The following is a 21,759-nucleotide window of genomic DNA, read 5'->3' on the forward strand; positions in this document are numbered from 1 at the left end:
GTCCCAACGTTGACGCGGCCGGGGCCGTTGTTGCGTGAAGCGCCGCGGCTAGGCCGACAGGCAGAGCGCGGCGGGGCCGTCGCGCAGGATCTCGGCCAACGGCAGCAGGCCGCCGGCGCTGGCGCGAACGCGCCGGCCGGTCAGGGCGTCATGCAGCGACAGGCTGGGCAGTCCGTCGGGCAGCCGCAGGGCCGTATCGCCCCAGAAAGCCCTTGCGGCGGGCGCATCGCCGCAGGCGTAGCCGGCCACCCGCAGCGCGCAAAGCCTGCACCCCACGATGAGCGCATTCTGGCCGTCGTGCCGCCGCAGGAAGGCCAGGGCATGGGCCGCCTGGGCGCCTTCTGCGTGCACGCGCAGGAAGTCCCCGCCGGCGTACGGTCCCGGCAGGCGCTGGCGCGCCATCAGCAGGCGGTGGATGAGCGCCTGCTTCACCGCGCCGCCGCGCCACGCGGACTCGTCCAGCGGCATGGCCGCGTCGCGCGAGGACGCGGCCAGCAGCGCGGCCCGAAGCGCGTAGTCGACGGGGCGGCGATTGTCCGGATCGACCAGGCTGAAATCCCACAAGTCCGTCCCCTGATACAGGTCGGGCACGCCCGGCAGCGTGTTGCGCAGCAGCGTCTGGGTGAAGCCGTTGACCAGGCCGGCGGGGGCCAGTTCCATGGCAAAGCCCGCGATGGCGGCGAGCAGTTCGCGGCCGCTCGCGTCGTCGGACAGGTAGTCCAGGCATTCCTGCGCCGCCGCTTCGTAGACGGGGTCCTGATCGGTCCAGCTGGTGTGCAGCTTCGCCTCGCGCAGGGCCTTGAGCTGCCATTGGCCCACGCGCGCCAACCAGGGCCGCAGCGCGGCCGGATCTTGCGTGGGCTGCTGGGCGTCCCCATCGGCCGGCCAGGCGCCGACCAGGGTCTGGATCAGCATGTAGCGGTCGGCGCGCGTCAGGCCGGCCGGCAGCGCGCCGATCCAGCTTTCGGCCAGCGCCATCCAGCGGTCCGGCATTTCGGTCAGCGCGGCCAGCCGGGCGCGCGTGTCCTCGCCGCGCTTGTGGTCGTGCGTGGCCGTGGCCAGCATGGCGCGCGGATGCTCGCGCGCACGGGCGGCGCACCGGTCGTGGAAATCGTCGGCGGACAGCGCGAAGGCGTCGGGGGATGCGCCAACCTCGTTGCGCGATAGCAGCGGGCCGTAGCGGTAGAACAGCGTGTCCTCCAGCGCCTTGGCCGCCAGGGGCGGAGTCAGCTGCTGGAAGCGCCGCAGCGCCTCGGGAGCCGCCTCGGCACACGTGCCGTCCAGCCATTCATCCAGCTGGGCCAGCATGGCGGCGTCGGCGGAGCCTTCGCGCGCGGCCAATGACGCCGCCGCGCCGCGCGTGGCCAGCGCGCGCCAATGCGCGTCGGCGGCGCTGGCGCCTTCGTCTTCGGCGTAGGTCCGGTACACCGGAAAAGCCGCAAGCCAGGCCGTCAGCGCGCGGTCGATGGCGGTGGGGGTGCAGTCGCGCGTGCGCAGGCTTTGCGCCGCGATATGCGCCAGGCTGCGCACCAGGGCCTGGCGCTCGGCAGGAAAGTGCCGGGCCAGCATCCGCAGGCGGGCAGCCCGCAGCTGCTCCCCGGGCTCGCGCGGGTCGTCCGCCAGGGCTGCCCAGAACGTGCGCAGCGCCGGCTCTGCCTCGGGGTCATGCAGCAGGGCGCCGGCCTGGTCCATGAAGTCATAGCCGGTCGTGCCGTCCGTGAGCCAGCGCGGGTCCAGCGTTTCGCCGTGGGCCAGGATCTTTTCGACGACCAGATAGGGCTGTTCCTGGCGGAACGGCGCGGGCCGGGCGGCGCCGGCATCGGCCAGGCGGGCCGCCAGCCGCCGCAGATAGGCGCCCGGCGAGGCCAGGCCGTCGATGTGGTCGATCCGCAAGCCGTCCAGGATGCCTTGCGAATACAGGCGCAGGACGAGCGCGTGGACCTCGGCGAACACGGCCTCGTCCTCGACGCGCACGCCCACGAGTTCGCTGATTTCGAAAAAGCGCCGCCAGTTGATCAGGTCCGGCGCCGTCCGCCACCAGGCCAGGCGGTAATGCTGGCGTTCCAGCAGCGCATGCAGCCGCTGCCTGGCGGCTGGATCTGCGGGATCGTGTTCGCGCATCCACGCCTGCGGATCGGCGCCGCGCGGGACAGACGAGGTGCAAAGCGGATAGCGCTGGCCGCCCACGTCCAGTTCCGGCAGCGGGGCGCCTGCATCCCAGCAGGGCCTGATGGCGCCGTGTTCCAGCGCCGCGCCGTACGGGTCGCCCAGGACGGGCAGCAGCACCTTGCCCTGCAGGGCCGCGGTGGGCGGTTCCCAGTCGATATCGAAATGGCGCGACCAGGCGCTGGCCTGGCCCTGGGCAAGGACGTCGCGCCACCAGGCGTTGGACGGATGCGCCGCCATGTGGTTGGGGACGATGTCCGCGATCAGCCCCAGGCCGCGCGCGCGGCCGGCGTCGGCCAGCCGCAGCAGCGCGGGCTCGCCGCCTAGTTCCGGGTTGACGATGGCGTGGTCGATCACATCGTAGCCGTGCGTGGAACCCGCCCGGGCGCGCGTGATGGGCGACAGGTACAGGTGGCTGACGCCCAGGTCGGCGTAGTAGTCGACCTGGGCGCAGGCGTCGTCCAGCGTGTAGCCCGCGTGCAGCTGCAGTCGGGCGGTGGCGCGAGGGGTGCTCAAGGTTGTCTCCTGCCGGTTCGCGCGGCGTCCAGGCGCGCTTTCGCGGCGGGGTCGGCGAAGGTGGCGCGTATGCTTCGGGGCAGGCGCTGGCGCCAGTTGGGATGGGTGTCGATGGTGCCGGGCAGGTTGGGCTGGTCCAGCACCCCCGCCACGTCTTCCATGGGGACGAGCAGCAGCGGGCACGGACTGGACGATACGAAGCGCAGCAGCGCCGGCAGGGGCGCCTGCCGGGGCGCAGCGGCTGCCGCGGGGTCCAGCGCCCGGGCGAGCAGGGCGCGGTCGATATCCCGGCCGCGGCGCACGGTCTGCTCGTCGTCGTCCGCGCCCAGCAGGCCCAGCCGGACGCGCCATTCGATGTCGCGCGCTTCCCACCAGCCGCGCAGCGTGGGCAGGTCGTGCGTGGTGGTCATGGCGGCGGCGTCGCGCGGCCAGCGGGCGGGATCGGTGAATCCGGCGGGCGCGTCCGGCCCGGGCGCGGCGTCCGCCGCCTGGCGCATGAACCACAGCACGTTCATGCCCAGCACCCCGTTGTCCTTCAGGCGCTCGTCGAAGCCTTCGGGGACCGTGCCGAGGTTTTCGCCGATGGCGCAGGCCCGGTGCCGCCGGGCTTCCAGCGCCGTAAGCGCGAGCAGGGACTCCAGCGGATAGCGCAGGTAGGCGCCGTCGGCGGGGGATGCGCCGTCGGGCACCAGCCAGAGCCGGGCCATGCCCAGGATGTGGTCGATGCGCACGCCGCCCGTATGCGCCAGGCTGGCGCGCAGCATATCGATGAAAGCCCGGTAGCCGTTGGCGTGCAGCGCGCGCGGCGAGAACGCGGTCAGCCCCCAGTTCTGGCCCAGCGGGTTGTAGATGTCCGGCGGCGCGCCGATCGACATGCGCGGCATCAGGTCGGCCTGGCGGCTCCAGGCGTGGCTGCCGTCCGGGCTGTCGCCTACCGCCAGGTCCGCAAGCAGGCCCAGCCGCATGCCGGCCTCGCGTCCGGCCGCGTGCGCCGCGGCCAGGCTTTCGGCGGCCAGCCATTGCGCGAACTGGTGGAAGTCCACTTCCCGGGCGTGGTCGTGGGCGTAGCGCCTGACCTCGGCCGAGGCCGGGTCGCGCAGGCCCGCCGGCCATTGCGTCCAGGGCTGCACCGCGCCATCGGCCGCCTGGCGCGCCGCGTGCAGGGCCTCGAACACCGCATGGTCGCGCAGCGCCTGCCCCTGGGCGGCGCAGAAGCGCGTATAGCGCTGGCGCAGCGCAGGCGGCGCCTCGATGGAAAATTGCCGGTGCAGCGTGCGCAGCAGCCGCACGCGTATCGCGGCGGCGTCCGGCCAGTCGATCAGGTCCAGGCTGTCCAGCGCATTGAGCTCGTCAGGCTCGACGTCCGCGAGCCCGCGCATCATCGCGTCGTGGCCCAGCACGGATGCCGGCGCGGCGTACAGGATGTTGAGGAACAGCCGGCTGGACGGGGAATACGGGCTGCAGCGCCCGGGCTGGGCGGCAAACATGGCGTGCACCGGGCTGATGGCCAGCATATCGGCGCCTTGTTCCGCGGCGGCCACCGCCAGCTCGCGCAGCGCGCCGAAGTCGCCGAAACCATGCGTGCGCGGCAGCGCCCCGTTCGCATCCTGCCGCAGGCTGTACACCTGGGCGCCGATGCCCCAGCAGCGCGGGTCGCGGTCGCCGGTCAGCTCGGCCAGGCCGGGTGCACGGTCTGGGGCGACCGCCAGCACGGCGTCGCCCAGCGCCAGGGACAGCCGGTGGTAGCCGGGTTCGTCGGGCGCGACGAGGCAAGGCTGGCCATCCGCGCCGGTCCGGATGTCGCCGTCGACGACGCGCCCGGATTCGCAGACGATGCGGTAGGGGCCGGCGGCGTCGCGCGGTAGTGCCGTCTCGTCCTTGCCCCGCGCGATCAGGAGCGGCGGCAGTGCGCCGGCGGTCTGCTCGGCCAGGCGCTGGCGGCTGTCGCGGATGTCCTGGGCGGTGGCGGCGGGCAGGTCCAGCGCGGCCAGCATCGCGCGCAGCGTGTCGGGCGCGACACGGCGGGGTTGCCGGCGGGCGTCGGTCCAGTGCTCCGCGATGCCCGCCTCGAGGGCCAGCGCGGACAAGCCGTCCTCGGCGCCGGCGGGATTCACGCGGACTCCTCGAGCAGCCAGACCGTGCAGTCGGGACACAGCTCGCCCCGCGCCAGCGCGTCGCGGCCGCCGGCCAGGGATTCGAACAGCAGGGTGGCGTATACGTCGGGGCCGGGCATCAGCGCCGCGGGCACCGGCTGCGGCGCCGGTCCCAGGTTCGCGTACAGCGTCAGCCGCGCGCCGTCGGCCAGTTCCCATCGGGCGAAGACGCTGCGTTCGCCCACCGCCGTGGCGCCCAGGCTGACGGCGCCCGCCAGGCGCGGCGCGATCAGGCGCGCACGCAGCTGCAGCAACGTGGTGTAGTCGCGCAGCCAGTCGGCGCTTTCGGGATCCTCCTGCCAGGGATCGCTGGCGTGATAGGTGGCGGGATCATTCGGGTCGGGCAGCGGGGCGGCGGGCGTGTCGCCCGAGAACTCCGGGAACGCCGCGAACTCGCGCTGCCGGCCGTCGCGCACGGCCTGCGCCAGCGCCGGGTCCGTGTGGCTGGTGAAGTACAGGAATGGGGAGCGCGCGCCGCGCTCCTCGCCCATGAAGATCAGCGGAATCTGCGGCGCCAGGAGCTGCAGCGCCACCGCGGCCCGCAGCCGCTGGCCGCTGTCCACCAGGCTGGCCAGCCGTTCGCCGCGTGCACGGTTGCCGGTCTGGTCATGGTTTTGCAGGAACAGCACGAAGGCGGTGGGCGGCAACGCCGCGCTCGGTTCGCCGCGCGGCTGGCCGCCGCGGTAGGGCGAGGGCTGTCCCTGGTACAGCCAGCCTTCGGCCAGGCAGCGGGCCAGCGCCTGCGCGGGCGCCTCGCAATAGTCGGCGTAGTAGCCCCGCGTCTCGCCCGTCAGCAGGTGATGCAGCACATGGTGCGCGTCGTCGTTCCACTGGGCGTCGAAATCTCCCTGGAGCAGGCTGGCGCGGTTGTCGTCGTTCTCGACCACCAGGTGCACGTGGCGCTCGGCTGACACGCCATCGCGCACGAAGCGCGCCAGCTCGTGCAGCCATTCGTGGCCGGCGATCGCGTGCACGGCATCGAGCCGCAGGCCGTCGAAGCGATACTCGGTCAGCCAGTACAGCGCGTTTTCCTTGAAGAAGCTGCTGACCGCCGGCAGGCGAAAGTCGATGGCGTCGCCCCAGGGCGTGTCGACGTCAGACCTGAAGAACGGCGCGGCGTAGCGCGACAGGTAATTGCCGTCCGGGCCGAAATGGTTGTAGACCACGTCCAGCATCACCCCCATGCCCAGCCCGTGCGCGCCGTCGATCAGGCGCTTCAGGTCATCGGGCGTGCCGTAGGCCGTGTCGGGCGCGTACGGCAGCACCCCGTCGTAGCCCCAGTTGCGTGCGCCGGGAAAGTCCGCGATGGGCATGAGTTCCAGCAGGGTGACGCCCAGGGCCGCAAGGGCCGGCAAGCGGTCCAGCAATCCCTTGAAGCCGCCCGCCAGCCCCGCGTGGACTTCGTACAGCACGGTTTCTTCCCAGGGCCGGCCGCTCCATTCGGGATGGCGCCAGCGGTAGGCGCCAGGTGCGACCACGATGCTGTCGCCATGCACGTCGCCGTCCTGCAGGCGCGAGGCCGGATCGGGGATGACGGTGTCCGCGTCCAGGCGGTAGTGATAGCGGGCGCCGGGCGGGCAATCGACGTCCGCTTGCGCGTAGCCGTCGGGGTCGGGATGCAGCGGGATCGGCGGATGCCCCTCGACCTCCAGCGCCAGTGCCGGCGGCGCGCTGGGCGCCCACAGGCGGAATCGCGTCACGCCGCTCTCCAAAGGCGTTGCGCCGAAGGACCAGGAAGCCGTCATGGCGCGTCTCCGGACGATGGCGCCGCAGCCAGCAGGACCAGGCTGTGCGGCGCCACCGTCACCGTAGCCTCCCGCAGCGGCGCGGCGGGCGCCTGGGTGGCGGAGTCCAGTTCCACGGTCCAGGCCATGGCGGGCTCGGGCAGGGTGAAGGTGGCCGGTTCGTGGGTAGGATTCATCAGCAGCAGGGTGACGTCGACCTCGCCGTCCGGAAGGTGGGCCGCGCGCCGCAGTCCCATGACGCGCTCCTGCGCCGATTCCCAGGCGGGAGCGTCCAGGTGCGCGCCGGCCGTGTCGAACCAGGCAATGGCCGCGACGCCCGGCGCCAGTTCCTGGCCCGCGTCGCCATAGCGGGCGCTGCGCACACTGGGATGGGCGCGCCGCAGGGCGATCAGCCGTCCGACGTAGCGGCTCATGGCACGTCCAGAATCGCTTTGGGCCTGCGTCCAGTCCAGCCACGACAGGGCGTTGTCCTGGCAATAGGCGTTGTTGTTGCCGTCCTGGCTGTTGCCGAATTCGTCGCCGGCCAGCACCATCGGCGTGCCGTCGGACAGCAGCACGCTTGCCAGCAGCGCGCGCTGGACGCATCCGCGCGTTTCCAGGATGGCGGGATCGTCGGTCGGGCCTTCCGCGCCCCAGTTGTGGCTGTAGTTCTCGGAATGCCCGTCGTTGCCGCCTTCGCCGTTGGCCTCGTTGTGGCTGCCGTCGTAGCCGACGATGTCCGCCAGCGTGAAGCCGTCGTGCGAGGCGACGTAGTTGATGCTGGACCAGGGGCGGCGATGGCGGCGGTCGAAGATGTCGCGCGAGCCGCACAGGCGCGCCGCCATGTCGCCGCGCATGCCTTCGTCGCCGCGCCAGTAGCGGCGGGCGGTGTCGCGGAACTTGTCGTTCCATTCCGCGAATCCGGGCGGATGGTTGCCCAGCTGGTAGCCGTCCGGACCGATGTCCCAGGGCTCCGAGATGAGCTTGAGCCGCGACAGCACGGGGTCCTGCAGGATGACGTCGAAGAAGCCCGCGCCGGGGTCGTAGCCGTTGCCTTCGCGGCCCAGCGTCACGCCCAGGTCGAAGCGAAAGCCGTCCACCCCGTACGACGTGGCCCAATAGCGCAGCGAATCGGTCACCATCTGCAGCACCCGCGGGTGGGACATGTTCACGGTGTTGCCGCAGCCGGTGTCGTTGATGTAGTAGCGTTCGTCGCCCGGGATCAGGCGGTAGTAGCTGGCGTTGTCCAGCCCGCGCCACGACAGTGTCGGCCCCATTTCGTTGCCTTCGCAGGTGTGGTTGTAGACCACGTCCAGGATCACCTCGATGCCGGCGGCGTGCAGGCGGCGGATCGCCTGGCGCAGCTCGTTGGGATGCTGCATCAGGTAGGCGGGCTCCGGCGCGAAGTAGGACAGCGTGCTGTAGCCCCAGTAGTTGCGCAGGCCGCGTTCGGTCAGGAAATGGTCCTGCAGGAACGCATAGACCGGCAGCAGTTCGACCGCGGTGACGCCCAGCCGCTGCAGGTGTTCGATGAAGCGCGGATCGGCCAGCGCCGCGCAGGTGCCGCGCAGGGGCTGGCGCAGGTCCTCGCGCTGCATCGACACGCCGCGCACATGGACCTCGTAGATCGTGGTGTCGTTCCAGGCCGTGGCGGGCGGCTTGCTGTTGCCCCAGTTGAACGGGGTTTCGTCGGCGACGATAGCTTTAGGCATGGCCGGCGCGCTGTCGCGGCGGTCAAAGCTCAGGTCGGCGCGGGAATGGTTCATGCGGTAGCCGAACAGCGCGTTGCTCCAGTGCACCTGGCCGTTCAGCTGGCGGGCGTAGGGGTCCAGCAGCAGCTTGTGCGGATTGAAGCGGTGGCCGTTCTGGGGATCGTACGGACCGTGGGCGCGGTAGCCGTACACCAGGCCGGGCTGGGCGTCCGGCAGGTAGCCATGCCAGACCTCGTCGGTGCATTCCGGCAGATCGAAGCGGCGCAGTTCCTTGCGGCCCTTGGCGTCGAACAGGCATAGTTCGATGCGCGTGGCGTTCGCCGAGAACACGGCGAAGTTCACGCCCAGGCCGTCGCTGGTGGCGCCCATGGGATGGGGCTGGCCGGCGGTCATGCGGGTCAGTTGGGACGGGTCCATGGATTCAGCCTTCATGCATCAGATAAAGGGTGGATAGGGGCGGCAGGGTCAGGGACAGCGCTTGAGGCTGGCCGTGGGCGGGCATGTCGCCGGTGCTGGCGCCGCCCTGGTTGCCCTGGCCGGACCCGCCGTAATGCGCGGCGTCGGTGTTCAGCAGTTCGGCCCAGCGGCCGGCGCACGGGACGCCGATGCGGTAGCCGTGGCGGGCGACGGGCGTGAAGTTCGATACGGCAAGCATATGCCTTTGGCCGTCGTTGCGGACGAACGCCACCACGCTGTTGTCGTGGTCATCCAGGATCGCCCAGGCGAATCCGGCGGGATCCGCGTCCCGCGCGTGCAGGGCGGGCAACTGCGCGTACAGCCGGTTCAGGTCGGCCACCAGCCGCTGCATGCCCAGGTGGCCCGGGTGGTCCAGCAGATTCCAGTCCAGGGTGGCGTCGTGGTTCCACTCGGCGGGCTGGGCCAGTTCGCCGCCCATGAACAGCAGCTTCTTGCCCGGGTGCGCCCACATGAATCCCAGGTAGGCGCGCAGGTTGGCCAGCCTGGCCTGCGCGTCGCCCGGCATCTTGCCCAGCAGCGATCCCTTGCCATGCACCACTTCGTCGTGCGACAGGGGCAGGATGAAGCGTTCGCTGTACGCATACACCATGCCGAAGGTGATGTCGTGGTGGTGATAACGCCGGTGGATGGGGTCCTGCGCCAGGTAGCGCAGCGTGTCGTGCATCCAGCCCATGTTCCATTTGTAGTGAAAGCCCAGGCCGCCTTCCGAAACGGGGGCCGTTACCCCCGGCCACGCGGTCGACTCCTCGGCCACCATGATCGCGTCGGGGCACTCCGAGCGCACCGTGCTGTTGAGCTCCTGCAGGAATTGCACGGCTTCCAGGTTCTCGCGTCCGCCATAGCGGTTGGGGATCCATTCGCCGGGCTGGCGGCTGTAGTCCCGGTACAGCATCGACGCCACCGCATCCACGCGCAGCCCGTCGATGTGGAAGCGGCGCAGCCAATGGATCGCGCTGGCGATCATGAAGGCCTTCACCTCGTTGCGCCCCAGGTTGTAGACCATGGTGTGCCAGTCGGGGTGATAGCCCTCGCGCGGGTCCTCGTACTCGTAGAGCGAGGTGCCGTCGAAGGCGGCCAGGCCGTGCGGGTCGTCGGGAAAGTGCGCCGGCACCCAGTCCAGGAGGACGCCGATGCCGGCTTCGTGGCAGCGGTCGACGAAGCGGGCAAAGGCGGCCGGCGGGCCATGGCGCGCCGTGGGCGCGAACATGCCCAGCGGCTGATAGCCCCAGGAGCCGCCGAAGGGATGCTCCATGATGGGCATCAGTTCGATGTGCGTGAATCCCATGGCGCTCACGTAGGCGGGCAGGCTGTCGGCCAGCTGGTCCCACAGGCAGCGCGCCGGATCGCGCGCCGCCCAGGATCCCGCATGGACTTCGTAGATGGACAGCGCGGCGGCCGGGGACTGGCGCGCGCCGCGCTCCCGCATCCACGCTTCGTCGTTCCAGGCGTAGGGCGCGGGATCATCCACCACGGACGCCGTGGCCGGCGCCTCTTCGCAGCGGCGCGCCATCGGATCGGCCTTCATGAACTGGCCGCCCGTGCGGTCGGTAATGGCGAATTTGTAGCGGTCGCCGGGGCGCAGGCCCGGGATGAAGAGCTCCCAGACGCCGGCGTCGTGCCGCAGCCGCATGCCATGGCGCCGCGCGTCCCAGCCGTTGAAGTCGCCGGCCACGGCGACGCGGCGCGCGTTCGGCGCCCAGACCGCGCAGCGCAGGCCCGCCACCCCGTCCACTTCCGCCAGGTGCGCGCCCAGGGCTTCCCCCGCGTCGCGCCACGAGCCCTGCGCCAGCCGCTGCAGGGTGGCGTCGTCCAGCAGCGCGCCGAAGGCATAGGGGTCCGCCGTCACCTGTTCCGCCGCGGGCCAACGGATGGCCAGGCGATACGAGGCGCCGTCGCCCGGCTGGGCGTAGGGCACCTGGCCCACGTAAAGCCCTTGCCCCTGTTCGCGCAATGGCGTGCGCACGCCGTCCTGATCCAGCGCGTCCACCGCCTGCGCGCCCGGTACGTAGACGCGCAGCCAGCCGTCGTGCGGCCCCAGCACGGCGAAGGGATTGTCGTGCAGGCCACAGGCCAGGGCGGTCAGCTCCTGCGGGTCGATAAGGCCGCCGGCTGCGGGCGTGGCGAGAGCGTCGCTCATGGCGTCTTCCCTTCGGCGTCGATGGCGGCGGACAGCAGGACGCTGCGCGCCAGTTCGGTCAGGGCGCACAGCGGAATCGAAATCCAGTCTGGCCGGTGCGCCGCCTCGTAGCTGACCTCGTAGGCGGCTTTTTCAAGCTGCGCCAGCGCCAGCAGCGTGCCTTCCTGTTCCGGCGGGGGCGTCAGCGATTCGCCGCGCGCGCCGCGGTAGCCCTGCAGGAAGGCCTCGGACGCCTGCTGGCGAAAGCGCGCCAGCAGCGCGTCGCGCTGTTCGGCGGGGGCGACGGGCGGGGCCGGGGTTTCGTCCGCGCCGGCATTGGCGTCCATGTGCGCGCCGCCGATCAGGTCGGTGCGGGCGATCGACGCGGCAGCATAGTCGAACGAACGCAGCATGCCGGCCACGTCCTTGTAAGGCGAGGCCAGTGCCCGCCGGGCCTGCAGGCTGCTGATGGGTTCGCCTTCGAAATCGATCAGATAGGCATCCGTCTGCGCCACCAGCACCTGGCCCAGGTGGAAATCGCCGTGCACGCGCAGGTTAGGCAAGCCCGTTTCGGCCTGCGCCATGGCGCCCACGCGCTCGGCCAGACGGGAATGATGGTCGAAGAACCACTCCGCGCACGCCTGCGACGGCTCCTCGAGCTTGTCGAACTGTGCGCGCAGGTCCTTTTCGGCGCGGTCCAGCAGGCCGCGCACATGCTCGGCGCGCGCGTCCGAATCCGCCTGGCTGGCGGGACGGGGCTGAAAGTCCGGCTCGTCCGTCGGCGACGCCAGGACGGCGTGCATCTGTCCCAGCCGCGCGCCGATGGTCGCGGCCATGACCGCGTACCCCTGCAGGCTCTCTTCGAATTCCTCGACGCTGCTGCCCACCAGCAGCGCGTTCGCGAGCGTGCGCTTCAGATAGTCCAGCGTCCAGCTCCACGCGTCGCCCTCATTGGAGACGTAGCGGTGCGCGATGGCGAGGGTGTGGATCGCGCCGTCCGCGTCCAGGCGCTGCACTTCGCCCAGCAGGGCGGGGATGTTGCCGTAGCCGGCGCGGGTCAGGTAGCGGGTCATTTCCGCTTCGGGCGATGCGCCCGGCTGCACGCTGCGGATGAGTTTCAGGATCAGCTGGCCGCCCACGATGACCGAGCTGTTCGACTGTTCGCCGGTCAGCCATTGCATGGCGGGTTCGTCGTCCAGCGCGATGTCGCGCATTCCCGCTTCCGGCAGGAAACGGATCACGCCCGGCTTGTCGCCAGGCTTGCCGGCGCTGCGCCCGTCCAGTTCGGCGCCGTCCTGCAAGGCCTTCAGGGTGCTGCGCACGAATCCCGGCTGCAGGAAGGCGTCCGCCAGGACCCCGACCTCCGCGCCGCGGCGCACGCGGGCGATGGCGTACTGGATGGTGGCGGTTTCGTCCCAGACCAGGACGAAAGGCGCCTGCGCGCGCATCCCGCTCACGCCGTCCTGCGGTTCGATTTCCGCCCAGTAGTACTCGCCGTCCGCCGAAGCGAACGGCGTGGCGTAGGCAAGGCGGGCGCGAGACGGCGGCTCCGAACCCGGATACCAGCGCTGGCGCGCCAGGTACTGCGGCAGGATTTCGCTTTCCAGCGTGGCGCGCGACGCGTCGGTGAGCGCCGCGCCGCCGCGCGACTTGAGCACCAGCGTAATCAGCTCGGGCATCTGGGCCGGCGCCGTGGCGTGCCATCCGGGCGGCGCGGCGTCCTGGCTCAGGTCCATCCAGTAGAACGCGTAGGGCGGCAGCGTCAGCAGGTACGGCAATTCGCCGATGGCGGGAAACGGCGTGCCCCCCAGCATTTCCACCGGCACGCGGCCGGCAAACTCCTGCATCTGCAGTTCGACCGGTTGCGCGGCGTTGGACAGGTTGGCCACGCACAGGATGGTGGTGTCCTGCCATTGGCGCAGGTAGGCCAGGATCTTGCGGTTGCCGGCCAGGATGAAGCGCAGCGCGCCGCGCCCGAAGGCGTGGCTCTGGCGGCGCTGGGCCAGCAGGCGCCGGGTCCAGTTCAACAGGGAGTGCGGGTCGCGCTGCTGCGCCTCGACGTTGACGGCCTCGTAGCCGTACAGCGGCCCCATCAGCACCGGCAGCGGCAGGCGCTCGGGATCCGCCCGCGAGAAGCCGCCGTTGCGGTCCGGCGACCATTGCATCGGCGTGCGCACGCCGTCGCGGTCGCCCAGGTGAACGTTGTCGCCCATGCCCAGTTCGTCGCCGTAGTACAGCACCGGCGTGCCGGGCATGGACAGCAGCAGGCTGTTCATCAATTCGACGCGGCGGCGGTCGCGCTCGAGCAGCGGCGCCAGGCGGCGGCGGATGCCCAGGTTGATGCGGGCGCGCGGCTCGGCGGCGTAGACGTTCCAGAGATAGTCGCGTTCGCGGCTGGTCACCATTTCCAGCGTCAGCTCGTCGTGGTTGCGCAGGAAGATCGCCCACTGGCAGGTGGCGGGGATGTCCGGGGTCTGGCGGATGATGTCCGTGATGGGAAAACGATCTTCCTGGGCGATCGCCATGTACATGCGCGGCATCAGCGGAAAGTGGAACGACATGTGGCATTCGTCGCCGGCGCCGAAGTATTCCTGTGCGTCCTCGGGCCACTGGTTGGCCTCGGCCAGCAGCAGGCGGCCCGGGTACTCCGACTCGATCACGGCGCGGATCTGCTTGAGCACCTGGTGCGTTTCGGGCAGGTTCTCGTTGTTGGTGCCCTCGCGCTCCACCAGGTAGGGCACGGCGTCCAGGCGCAGCCCGTCCACGCCCATGTCCAGCCAGTAGCGCATGACGGACAGCACTTCCTTGAGCACCTGCGGATTGTCGTAGTTCAGGTCGGGCTGGTGCGAATAGAAGCGGTGCCAGAAATAGGCGTTGGCCACCGGATCCCAGGTCCAGTTCGACTTCTCGGTGTCGCAGAAGATGATGCGGGTGCCGGCGTAGGCCTTGTCGTTGTCGGACCACACATAGAAGTTGCGGGCGGCGGAGCCGGGCTTGGCGGCGCGCGCACGCTGGAACCAGGGATGCTGGTCCGAGGTGTGGTTCACCACCAGTTCCGTGATGATGCGCAGCCCGCGGGCATGGGCCGCGCGGATCAGCTTGCGCACGTCGGAAATTGTGCCGTAATCGGCATGCACGCCGCGGTAGTCCGCGATGTCGTAGCCGTCGTCGCGGCGCGGCGAGGGATAGAAGGGCAGCAGCCAGATGGTGTTGACGCCCAGGCTGGCGATGTAATCCAGCTTGGAGATGAGTCCGGGCAGGTCGCCCACGCCGTCGCCATTCGAGTCGAAGAACGACTTCACGTGAAGCTGATAGATGACGGCATCCTTGTACCAGAGCGCATCGTCCTGAATGGTTTGGGTTTCACTGATCATGGCAAGGGGCGTGCGGAGCTTCATCCATGCAGCGACAGGCGCCACACGCGATAGGGTTGGTCGGGGGTCAGCGTCAGATCGCGCATCTTCTGATGCCAGGTCTCTCGGTTTTCGGTCAGGAGGTCTTCGGCGGCCAGCTGGCCGGCGTCGGCCTGCCCAAACAGCCAGAACGGCGCCTCGATGCGGGCGGCCTGCGGCTGGAACGGATCCAGGCTGATGGCCGCAAGCACCACGTTGCCGTGTCCGGGCGTGGACTTATAGAAGGCCAGCACGCGGTCGTTGCCGCTGTCCGCCAGGGTCAGCCCGCGGTGGGTCTGCAGCGCGGGATTGGCGCGGCGGATCTGGTTCAGGCGGGTGATCTCGGCGCGGATGTTGCCGGGCGCATGCCAGTCGCGCTGGCGCAGTTCGTACTTCTCGGAGTCCAGGTATTCCTCCTTGCCCGGCAGGGGAGCGCCTTCGCACAGCTCGAAGCCGCTGTACACGCCCCACAGCCCGGATCCCAGCGCCGCCAGCGCGGCGCGGATCAGGAAGCCCGGACGTCCCGAGGTCTGCAGGAAGAAGGGGTTGATGTCCGGCGTGTTCACGAAGAAATGCGGGCGGAAGAAATCCGCGGCCGGCGGCGACGAAATCTCTTCCAGGTAGGCCTGCAACTCCGCCTTCTCGTTGCGCCAGGTGAAGTAGGTGTACGACTGCGTGAAGCCGATCTTCGCCAGCCGGTACATCATCTTCGGCCGCGTGAAGGCCTCGGACAGGAAGATCACGTCCGGATGCTGCGCGTGGACCTCGCCGATCAGCCATTGCCAGAAGGGCAGCGGCTTGGTGTGCGGGTTGTCGACGCGGAAGATGCGCACCCCATGGCCGACCCAGAACAGCACGACGTCGCGCAACGCGCGCCACAGGCCCAGCTTGCGGGCGCGCCGCGCCTGCGCGCCGTAGAAAGCGACGTTGACGATGTCTTCATACTTCTTGGGCGGGTTTTCGGCGTAACGCAGCGAGCCGTCCGGGCGCCAGGAGAACCATTCCGGGTGGCGCGCCAGCCACGGGTGGTCGGGCGAGCACTGGATGGCGAAATCCAGGGCAATCTCCATGCCGTGCCGGGCGGCGGCGTCCACCAGCCGCAGGAAATCCGGCAGCGTGCCCAGCTGCGGCTCGATGGCGTCGTGTCCGCCGGCCGCGGAACCGATCGCGTAGGGGCTGCCCACGTCGCCCGGCTCGGCGCGCAGGCTGTTGTTGCGTCCCTTGCGGTTGCGCTGGCCGATAGGGTGGATGGGCGGCAGGTAGAGCACGTCGAAACCCATTTCGCGCACGTCGGGCAGGCGGGCGATGACGTCGTCGAACGTGCCGTGGCGGCCCGCCTGGGCCGCCTGCGACCGCGGGAACAGTTCGTACCAGCTGGAATGGCACGCCTGGCTTCTGTCGACCCACACCGGATAGGCGGCGGGGCTCACGGCTTCGAAGGGGCGGTCGTCCAGGTCGCGCATGGCTGCCGCAAGGGCCGGATCGAGCAGCGCGGCCACCTGTTCCAGCGTGGGCGGGACGGGCGCGGCCAGGTCGGCGTCCGCGAATGCGGCAAGCGCACGCTGCACCGGCTCGGCGTCGGCGCCGGCAGGCGCGCCGGCCTGCGCGCGCGCCAGGGCGTCGCGCAGCAGCGCCAGCCCTTCATGCAATTCCAGGGTAAGGTCGCGGCCCGCCTGATGCTTCAGTTCGATGTCGTGGCAGAAGGTATGCCAGGCGTCGAACCACGCCGCCACCACGAACTCGTGGGCGCCGACGCGGCGCGGGCGGAAGGCCGCCTCCCAGCGGTCGTTCATGCCGCGCGCCATCGGCGTCGTGCGCCAGCGGGACTCGTCCTTGGCGCGCCAGCGCAGTTCCGCGGCGATCTGGTCGTGGCCGTCCATGAAGATATCCGCCTGCACCACGATGCGCGCATGCGGAATGCTCTTGACCGGAAACGCGCCGCCATCGACCGCCGGGCTCACGTTTTCCAGGACGACGCGCTGGTTCGCCGCGTCGTCGGCGCGGGTCCGGTGGCGGCTTGCGGTATCGCGCACGGGCTGCGTGGGCTCCAGCATCAGCATGGCGCAGCCGCCCGGCGGCAACGCATGGCCCTGTGCCAACAGGCCTTCGGGCGGGGTGTACGGCACCAGGTCCGCGGCGGGCAGAAGCGGCGCCAGCGCGTCCCAGTCCGTCGCCGCCTCGAGCGTGTCCGACGGATTGACCGCCAGCACGGCGGTCGCGCCCTGGCCGGTGTCGCGCAGCAGCGCGGTGCTGGCGCCATCGCGGCCGCCCAGCATCCGCAGCGGGCCGTGCGGACGCGACACCGCCAGCCATTGCAGTGCGGTCTCGACGCCGGGCAGGCGGCGTTCCTCGTCGTCGTCCAGCATGATGGCGTCGCCGGTCACGGCGGCGCTCCACAGGGCGCGGGCGCCGTCGGCCTCGGGCCGGGCAGCGCCCGACCGGGGCGGCGCGGCGATAACGGACCCGATCGCGCGCAGCCGTGCGTCTTCTTCGGCCAACCAGGACGACTTGAAATCCCACCATGGCAGCGACGAGAAGGCCCCGTCGAAGCCGGCGTCGCGCAAGGCCGCAAGTTCCGCCGGCGACAGGCCGGGCGTCCAGGCCAGCAGTTGCACATCCGGCCGCTGGCGGCGCAGGCCTGCCCCCAGTTCGCGCCACGCGGAGGCCGGCAAGCGTTGCGGCGCCTGGAACACCAGGCCGTCCACACCGCTGGCGGTCCAGCGCAGCAGGCGTTCGGTCCAGGACGCCAGGAAACCGGGCGGCAACGGACCGTCCTGCAGATGCAGTACGCTGCGCGCTTCTGGGGACAGGCGCGGGTCGCGCGCGGGTTCCTCATGCAGCGGCTGGTACCAGCCCGGAGCGGCCGTGCTCGGGACGGCGTCCCGGGCGCAGCGGTCCAGCACCACGTCCACGAACAGGCTCAGGCGCTGCGCCGACAGCGGCGCGGCGGCCCGCGTATACCAGTGGGCGATGGGCACCTGCAGGCCCTCGAGCAGCGCCGTGTCGGCATCCAGCGGCGCGCGGCTGCCGGATTGGGGAGCAAGCAGCCAGGGGGCCGGTATCAAGATGCTGTTGAAACCGCGCTGCGCCAGGCGGGCGGGCAGGGCCGGAGGGGCCCCGTCCAGGCCGGCGCGGGCGTGATAGATGCGCAAAGGCGCGCGGTGGTGGAGAGGGGCGCTGGGGGTGGGCACCGGGTTTCCTCCCTAGATCGCCGCCGGCATCGCGCCGCCCGATCGCGACCGCCTGCCGCCCACCGCCATGCTTGCAGGCTGCACGGCGGGCGCGAGTTCGGCCTCGCGATAATCCGGTTCGACCAGCGAGCGGTACAGGCTGGCGTACAGGCTGACGGCGGAGCGCCAGCCGAAGTCGGACGTCATTGCGTTGCGCTGCATGATGCGCCACAGGATGCCGTGGCCGCGCAGGTTCACCGCCCGGTCGATCGCGGCGGTCATGGCTTCGCGGCTGTCGCCGTCGAACAGCAGGCCATTGGCCGAGGACATGGCCGAAAGGGGCGCGCGCGGGCCCGGATCCTCGATGGTGTCGGCCATGCCGCCTACTCGCGAGCCGATCGGCAGCGAGCCGTAACGCATCGCATACAGCGGCGTCAGCCCGAAGGGTTCGAACCGGCTGGCGTGCAGCAGGATGTCGGACCCCGCATGCAGGCGATGGGCCATGCCCTCGTCGTAGCCGATATGGACGGCGCACCGTCCCGGATATCGGTTCGCGATGTCCCGCAGGGCCTCCTCGAACCGGTGATCGCCCTGGCCCAGCACCGCGACCTGCAGGCCGGGGTGCCGCTCCAGCGCATCGGGAAGCGCCTGGACAGCGACGTCCGCCATCTTCTGTTCGGTCAGGCGGTTGCCCATGACCATCAGCGTGGCGCCCGGATCGGGGCGCAGGCCGAATTCGCGTTGCAGGGCGGCCTTGCAGTGGATCTTGTTCGACAGGTCGCGGGCGGAATACCGGTGACTGCGCAGATAGGGATCGTGCGCCGGATTCCACAGCACGTCGTCGATGCCGTTCGGTATCGGCAGCAGATCGCCGCCACGCTCCCGCAGCAGGTCGTCCAGGCCGCAGCCGAAGGCCGGCGTCATGATCTCCCGCGCATAGGTGCGGCTCACGGTGGTCACGCGGTCGGCATAGCGGATGCCGGCCTTCAGGAAGTTCAGCCGGCCCCAGGCCTGTGCGCCGTCGTCGCCGCGCGCCCAATCCGGAATGTCGAATTCGTCCGCGCAGTCCATGGGAAAGAGCCCCTGGAATGCGAGGTTGTGGATGGTCATCACGCTTTTCACCCCGCGCAGGCCGGCCGCGCGCAGCAGCAGCGGGACCAGTCCCGCATGCCAGTCATGGGCATGCACCAGCGTGGGGCGCGCAAGGCCGGGCAGCCCCGCCGCCACGCGCACCGCCGCATGGGCCAGCGCGGCGTAGCGCACGCCGTTGTCCGGATGCTCGTTTCCGTGTTCGTCGGCATACAGGCCGGCGCGGTCGTACAGGGCGTCGTTTTCCAGCAACAGATAGTCCAGGCCGGACTGCGGGCATTTGCCCTCCAGCAGCACGGCGTCGCCGCCGGGCAGGCCGGGCAGCGCCGCCACGGTGCGGACCCGGTTGAGCTTGGCCCGCACGCCGCGGTAGGCGGGGAGCAGCACGCTCAGCGGCACATGCGCCTCGGCCAGCGCGCGCGCCATGCCTGTGATGGCATCTCCGAGGCCGCCCGTTTTGGCCAGAGGGAAAGCCTCTCCCGCCACGATCAGGGTTCTTGTCTTCGCCATGCTTGCTCCAGTTTGACTGGCCCATCGCGATATGCGGAAAAAGGTCGATCGCGACGGCGCCGAGACCCTGGGATACGCAAGCGGTGTGCCCAAACTTCGCGGCGGCGGAGAAAATGCGGCGCCGCAGCAGAAAAGGGAAGTCGCGCCTCGTCCGAAAGCGGGTTGAGACAAAAGACGTATCTCCGCCTGGGGCGTCGCTTTGTAATTTCTATCCGCGGTTCCGGCCCTATTTGCCGCCTGGGGCAGGAACGGCGGTTGCTGCCCTGTGTCGCCTTCAAGGACGAACGCGGGAGAAAGGTATGGAAACAGTGTCGGACTTCGTGCTGAAGCGGCTGTCGCAATGGGGCGTCAGGCGGGTGTTCGGCTATCCCGGGGACGGCATCAACGGCCTGATCGGCGCCTTTGGCCGCACCCAGGAGCCCCTGGAGTTCGTTCAGGCCCGCCACGAAGAAAGCGCTGCGTTCATGGCCTGCGCGCATGCCAAATTCACCGGCCAGGTGGGCGTGTGCCTGGCCACGTCGGGCCCCGGCGCGATTCATCTGCTCAATGGCCTGTATGACGCCAAGCTGGACCATCAGCCCGTCGTCGCGTTGGTGGGTCAGCAGGCCCGCAGTGCGCTGGGCGGCGACTACCAGCAGGAGGTCGACCTCGTCAGCCTGTTCAAGGACGTGGCGCACGATTTCGTGCACATGGCGACCACCCCGGAGCAGGCCCGCCATATGGTGGATCGCGCGGTGCGCATCGCGATGGAGCGGCGCAGCGTCACCTGCGTGATATTTCCGAACGACGTGCAGGACCTGCCCGCCGTCGAGGTCCCGCCGCGCGCGCACGGCACCGTGCACACGGGCATCGGCGTGACGTCGCACGCCGGGGTGCCGGAACCGGCCGCGCTGCGCAATGCCGCCGACATCCTCAATGCCGGGGAACGCGTGGCCATCCTGGCGGGCGCCGGCGCCCTGGACGCGGGCGAGCAGGTGGCCGAGGTCGCCGAACTGCTGGGCGCCGGCGTCGCCAAGGCGCTGCTCGGCAAGGCCGTCCTGCCCGATAGCCTGCCGTATGTGACCGGCGCGATCGGCCTGCTGGGCACTCAGCCGAGCTGGGACATGATGAACGGATGCGACACGTTGCTGATGGTGGGCACGTCGTTTCCCTATGCTGAATTCCTGCCGCAGGAAGGGCAGGCGCGGGCGGTGCAGATCGACCGCGACGGGCGCAAGCTCAGCCTGCGCTATCCGGTGGAGGTCGGGCTGGTCGGCGACAGCCGGCTGACGCTGCAGGCCCTGATCCCGCTGCTGGAACCGAATAAGGCGCGCCGCTGGCGCGACCGGATCGAAAAGCAGGTGGCGGGCTGGCGCGAAACCGTGCATGCCCGCGCCATGGTGGACGCCAAGCCGCTGAACCCGCAGCGGCCGTTCCTGGAACTGTCCAGGCGGCTGCCGCCCGGCGCCATCATCGCCTGCGACTCGGGATCCGCCGCCAACTGGTACGCCCGCGACATCGACTTGCGCGCGGGCATGATGGGATCGGTCTCGGGCGGACTGGCCACGATGGGCTGCGCCGTGCCCTATGCGGTGGCGGCCAAGCTCGCCTATCCCGAACGCCCGGTCATCGCGCTGGTGGGCGACGGCGCCATGCAGATGCTGGGGATCAACGAACTGATCACCATCTCCCATCGCTGGAAGGACTGGAGCAACCCGACGCTGGTGGTCCTGGTGCTGAACAACGGCGACCTGAACCTGGTCACCTGGGAGCAGCGCGTGATGGGCGGCGATCCCAGATTTGCGGATTCCCAGTGGCTGCCCAGGTTCTCTTATGCGGACTACGGGCGCCTGCTGGGCCTGGAAGGCATCCGCGTCGACAGTCCGGACGAGGTCGGGCCCGCATGGGATCGGGCGCTGTCGGCGACGCGTCCCGTGGTGCTGGAGATGGTGACCGACCCGGAGATGCCGCCGCTGCCGCCGCATATCCCGGCCAGGCAGATCGGCGCGTACTTCAAGGCGTTGCGCAACGAAGATGCCGCGGCGGGCGGCGCGGCCCTGCGCGCAACCCTCAAGCAATGGTGGGCGGGCTAGCCGCCAATCCGCCAGTTTTCTTACGTCAGGAGCACATCATGGCAATCGCCGGTGCAACGAATTCCCCCCAGCCCGGGCAGGGCGGGCGTCCCGCGCCCGACCAGTCGCCCGCCGAGCAACCCAAGCCGGAACCGACCGCGCCCGACAAGGACGAGAAGGGGCGATGGCCTCCCGACAGCATCCCCAATCCCATGCCGGGCGTGGATCCGCAACAGACGCCGGGCATCGACCGGCTGAGCGGCCGGCATGGGGCTTGCGGCGCAGGCCGCGCGCTTGCCATGCCGCGGGGCATGGCTTCACACTTTCCAAGGAGTTTCCATGAAGAAGCAAGATAGGCTGCGCGATATGTTCCATTCGTCGGACGCTTCGACGCGCACCATGCGGGACCTGATTTCAGGCACCGAGGACCTGCTGCGCAGCACCGCCAGCTACGGCGGGTCCGAAATCGAGGCGGCGCGCGACAAGCTCAAGCAGCAGCTCGACGCCGCGCGCGAACAGGCCAGGGGCTGGGAGCGCGCCGCCTGGGACCGCGCGCGCGAGGTGTCGCACGCCACGGACGAGTACGTGCACGAGAATGCCTGGAAGAGCGTCGCCGCGGCGGCCCTGGTCGGCGTGCTGGCCGGCATGTGCATGATGTCGGACCACAGCCGGCGGCGCTGAGC

The 21,759-nt window shown here is 70.4% G+C and carries 11 protein-coding genes; 3 read left to right on the forward strand and 8 right to left on the reverse strand.

Annotated features, from left to right (window positions below; genetic code table 11):
* Positions 1-48 precede the first annotated feature (48 nt).
* Genes treY through glgA form a run of 8 tightly spaced genes read right to left on the reverse strand, consistent with a single transcriptional unit; the run spans position 49 to position 19,025 of the window.
* The gene (gene treY / locus ABE485_RS29210; RefSeq protein WP_346518748.1) at positions 49-2,682 is read right to left on the reverse strand and encodes a malto-oligosyltrehalose synthase; all 2,634 of its coding nucleotides are present in this window, start codon (positions 2,680-2,682) and stop codon (positions 49-51) included.
* A complete protein-coding gene (malQ, locus tag ABE485_RS29215) occupies positions 2,679-4,796 on the reverse strand; it encodes a 4-alpha-glucanotransferase (protein WP_346518749.1) in 2,118 nt (705 codons plus the stop codon). The genes treY and malQ overlap by 4 nt, the downstream gene beginning before the upstream one ends.
* Positions 4,793-6,580, reverse strand: coding sequence for a malto-oligosyltrehalose trehalohydrolase (gene treZ, locus ABE485_RS29220; protein ID WP_346518750.1), 1,788 nt, complete (start codon positions 6,578-6,580; stop codon positions 4,793-4,795). Before treZ ends, malQ begins: the two co-directional genes overlap by 4 nt.
* Complete coding sequence (glgX, locus tag ABE485_RS29225; RefSeq protein WP_346518751.1) at positions 6,577-8,688, reverse strand: glycogen debranching protein GlgX; 2,112 nt, start codon at positions 8,686-8,688, stop codon at positions 6,577-6,579. Before glgX ends, treZ begins: the two co-directional genes overlap by 4 nt.
* Before the next feature lie 4 nt (positions 8,689-8,692).
* Complete coding sequence (gene glgB, locus ABE485_RS29230; protein WP_346518752.1) at positions 8,693-10,885, reverse strand: 1,4-alpha-glucan branching protein GlgB; 2,193 nt, start codon at positions 10,883-10,885, stop codon at positions 8,693-8,695.
* Positions 10,882-14,262, reverse strand: a complete 3,381-nt coding sequence (gene treS, locus ABE485_RS29235; protein ID WP_430795479.1) for a maltose alpha-D-glucosyltransferase — start codon at positions 14,260-14,262, stop codon at positions 10,882-10,884. Before treS ends, glgB begins: the two co-directional genes overlap by 4 nt.
* On the reverse strand, positions 14,259-17,447 hold the full coding sequence (locus ABE485_RS29240; protein WP_346518754.1) for an alpha-1,4-glucan--maltose-1-phosphate maltosyltransferase: 3,189 nt from the start codon (positions 17,445-17,447) through the stop codon (positions 14,259-14,261). The genes treS and ABE485_RS29240 overlap by 4 nt, the downstream gene beginning before the upstream one ends.
* A gap of 12 nt (positions 17,448-17,459) precedes the next feature.
* A complete protein-coding gene (gene glgA, locus ABE485_RS29245) occupies positions 17,460-19,025 on the reverse strand; it encodes a glycogen synthase GlgA (RefSeq protein WP_346518755.1) in 1,566 nt (521 codons plus the stop codon).
* A gap of 299 nt (positions 19,026-19,324) precedes the next feature.
* Between glgA and ABE485_RS29250 the strand changes: the two genes are divergently transcribed.
* From ABE485_RS29250 to ABE485_RS29260, 3 genes are read left to right on the forward strand one after another with little or no spacing between them, the layout of a single operon-like run.
* Positions 19,325-21,097 (forward strand): thiamine pyrophosphate-requiring protein, encoded by a 1,773-nt coding sequence (locus tag ABE485_RS29250; protein ID WP_346518756.1) that lies wholly within the window; start codon positions 19,325-19,327, stop codon positions 21,095-21,097.
* A gap of 38 nt (positions 21,098-21,135) precedes the next feature.
* The gene (locus ABE485_RS29255; protein ID WP_346518757.1) at positions 21,136-21,432 is read left to right on the forward strand and encodes a hypothetical protein; all 297 of its coding nucleotides are present in this window, start codon (positions 21,136-21,138) and stop codon (positions 21,430-21,432) included.
* Positions 21,416-21,757: a DUF883 family protein gene (locus ABE485_RS29260; RefSeq protein ID WP_346518758.1), complete on the forward strand. Its 342-nt coding sequence runs from the start codon at positions 21,416-21,418 to the stop codon at positions 21,755-21,757. The genes ABE485_RS29255 and ABE485_RS29260 overlap by 17 nt, the downstream gene beginning before the upstream one ends.
* Positions 21,758-21,759 lie beyond the last annotated feature (2 nt).

It is taken from the genome of Achromobacter spanius (assembly GCF_039673305.1).
Taxonomy (GTDB): Bacteria; Pseudomonadota; Gammaproteobacteria; order Burkholderiales; family Burkholderiaceae_B; genus Achromobacter; species Achromobacter spanius_F.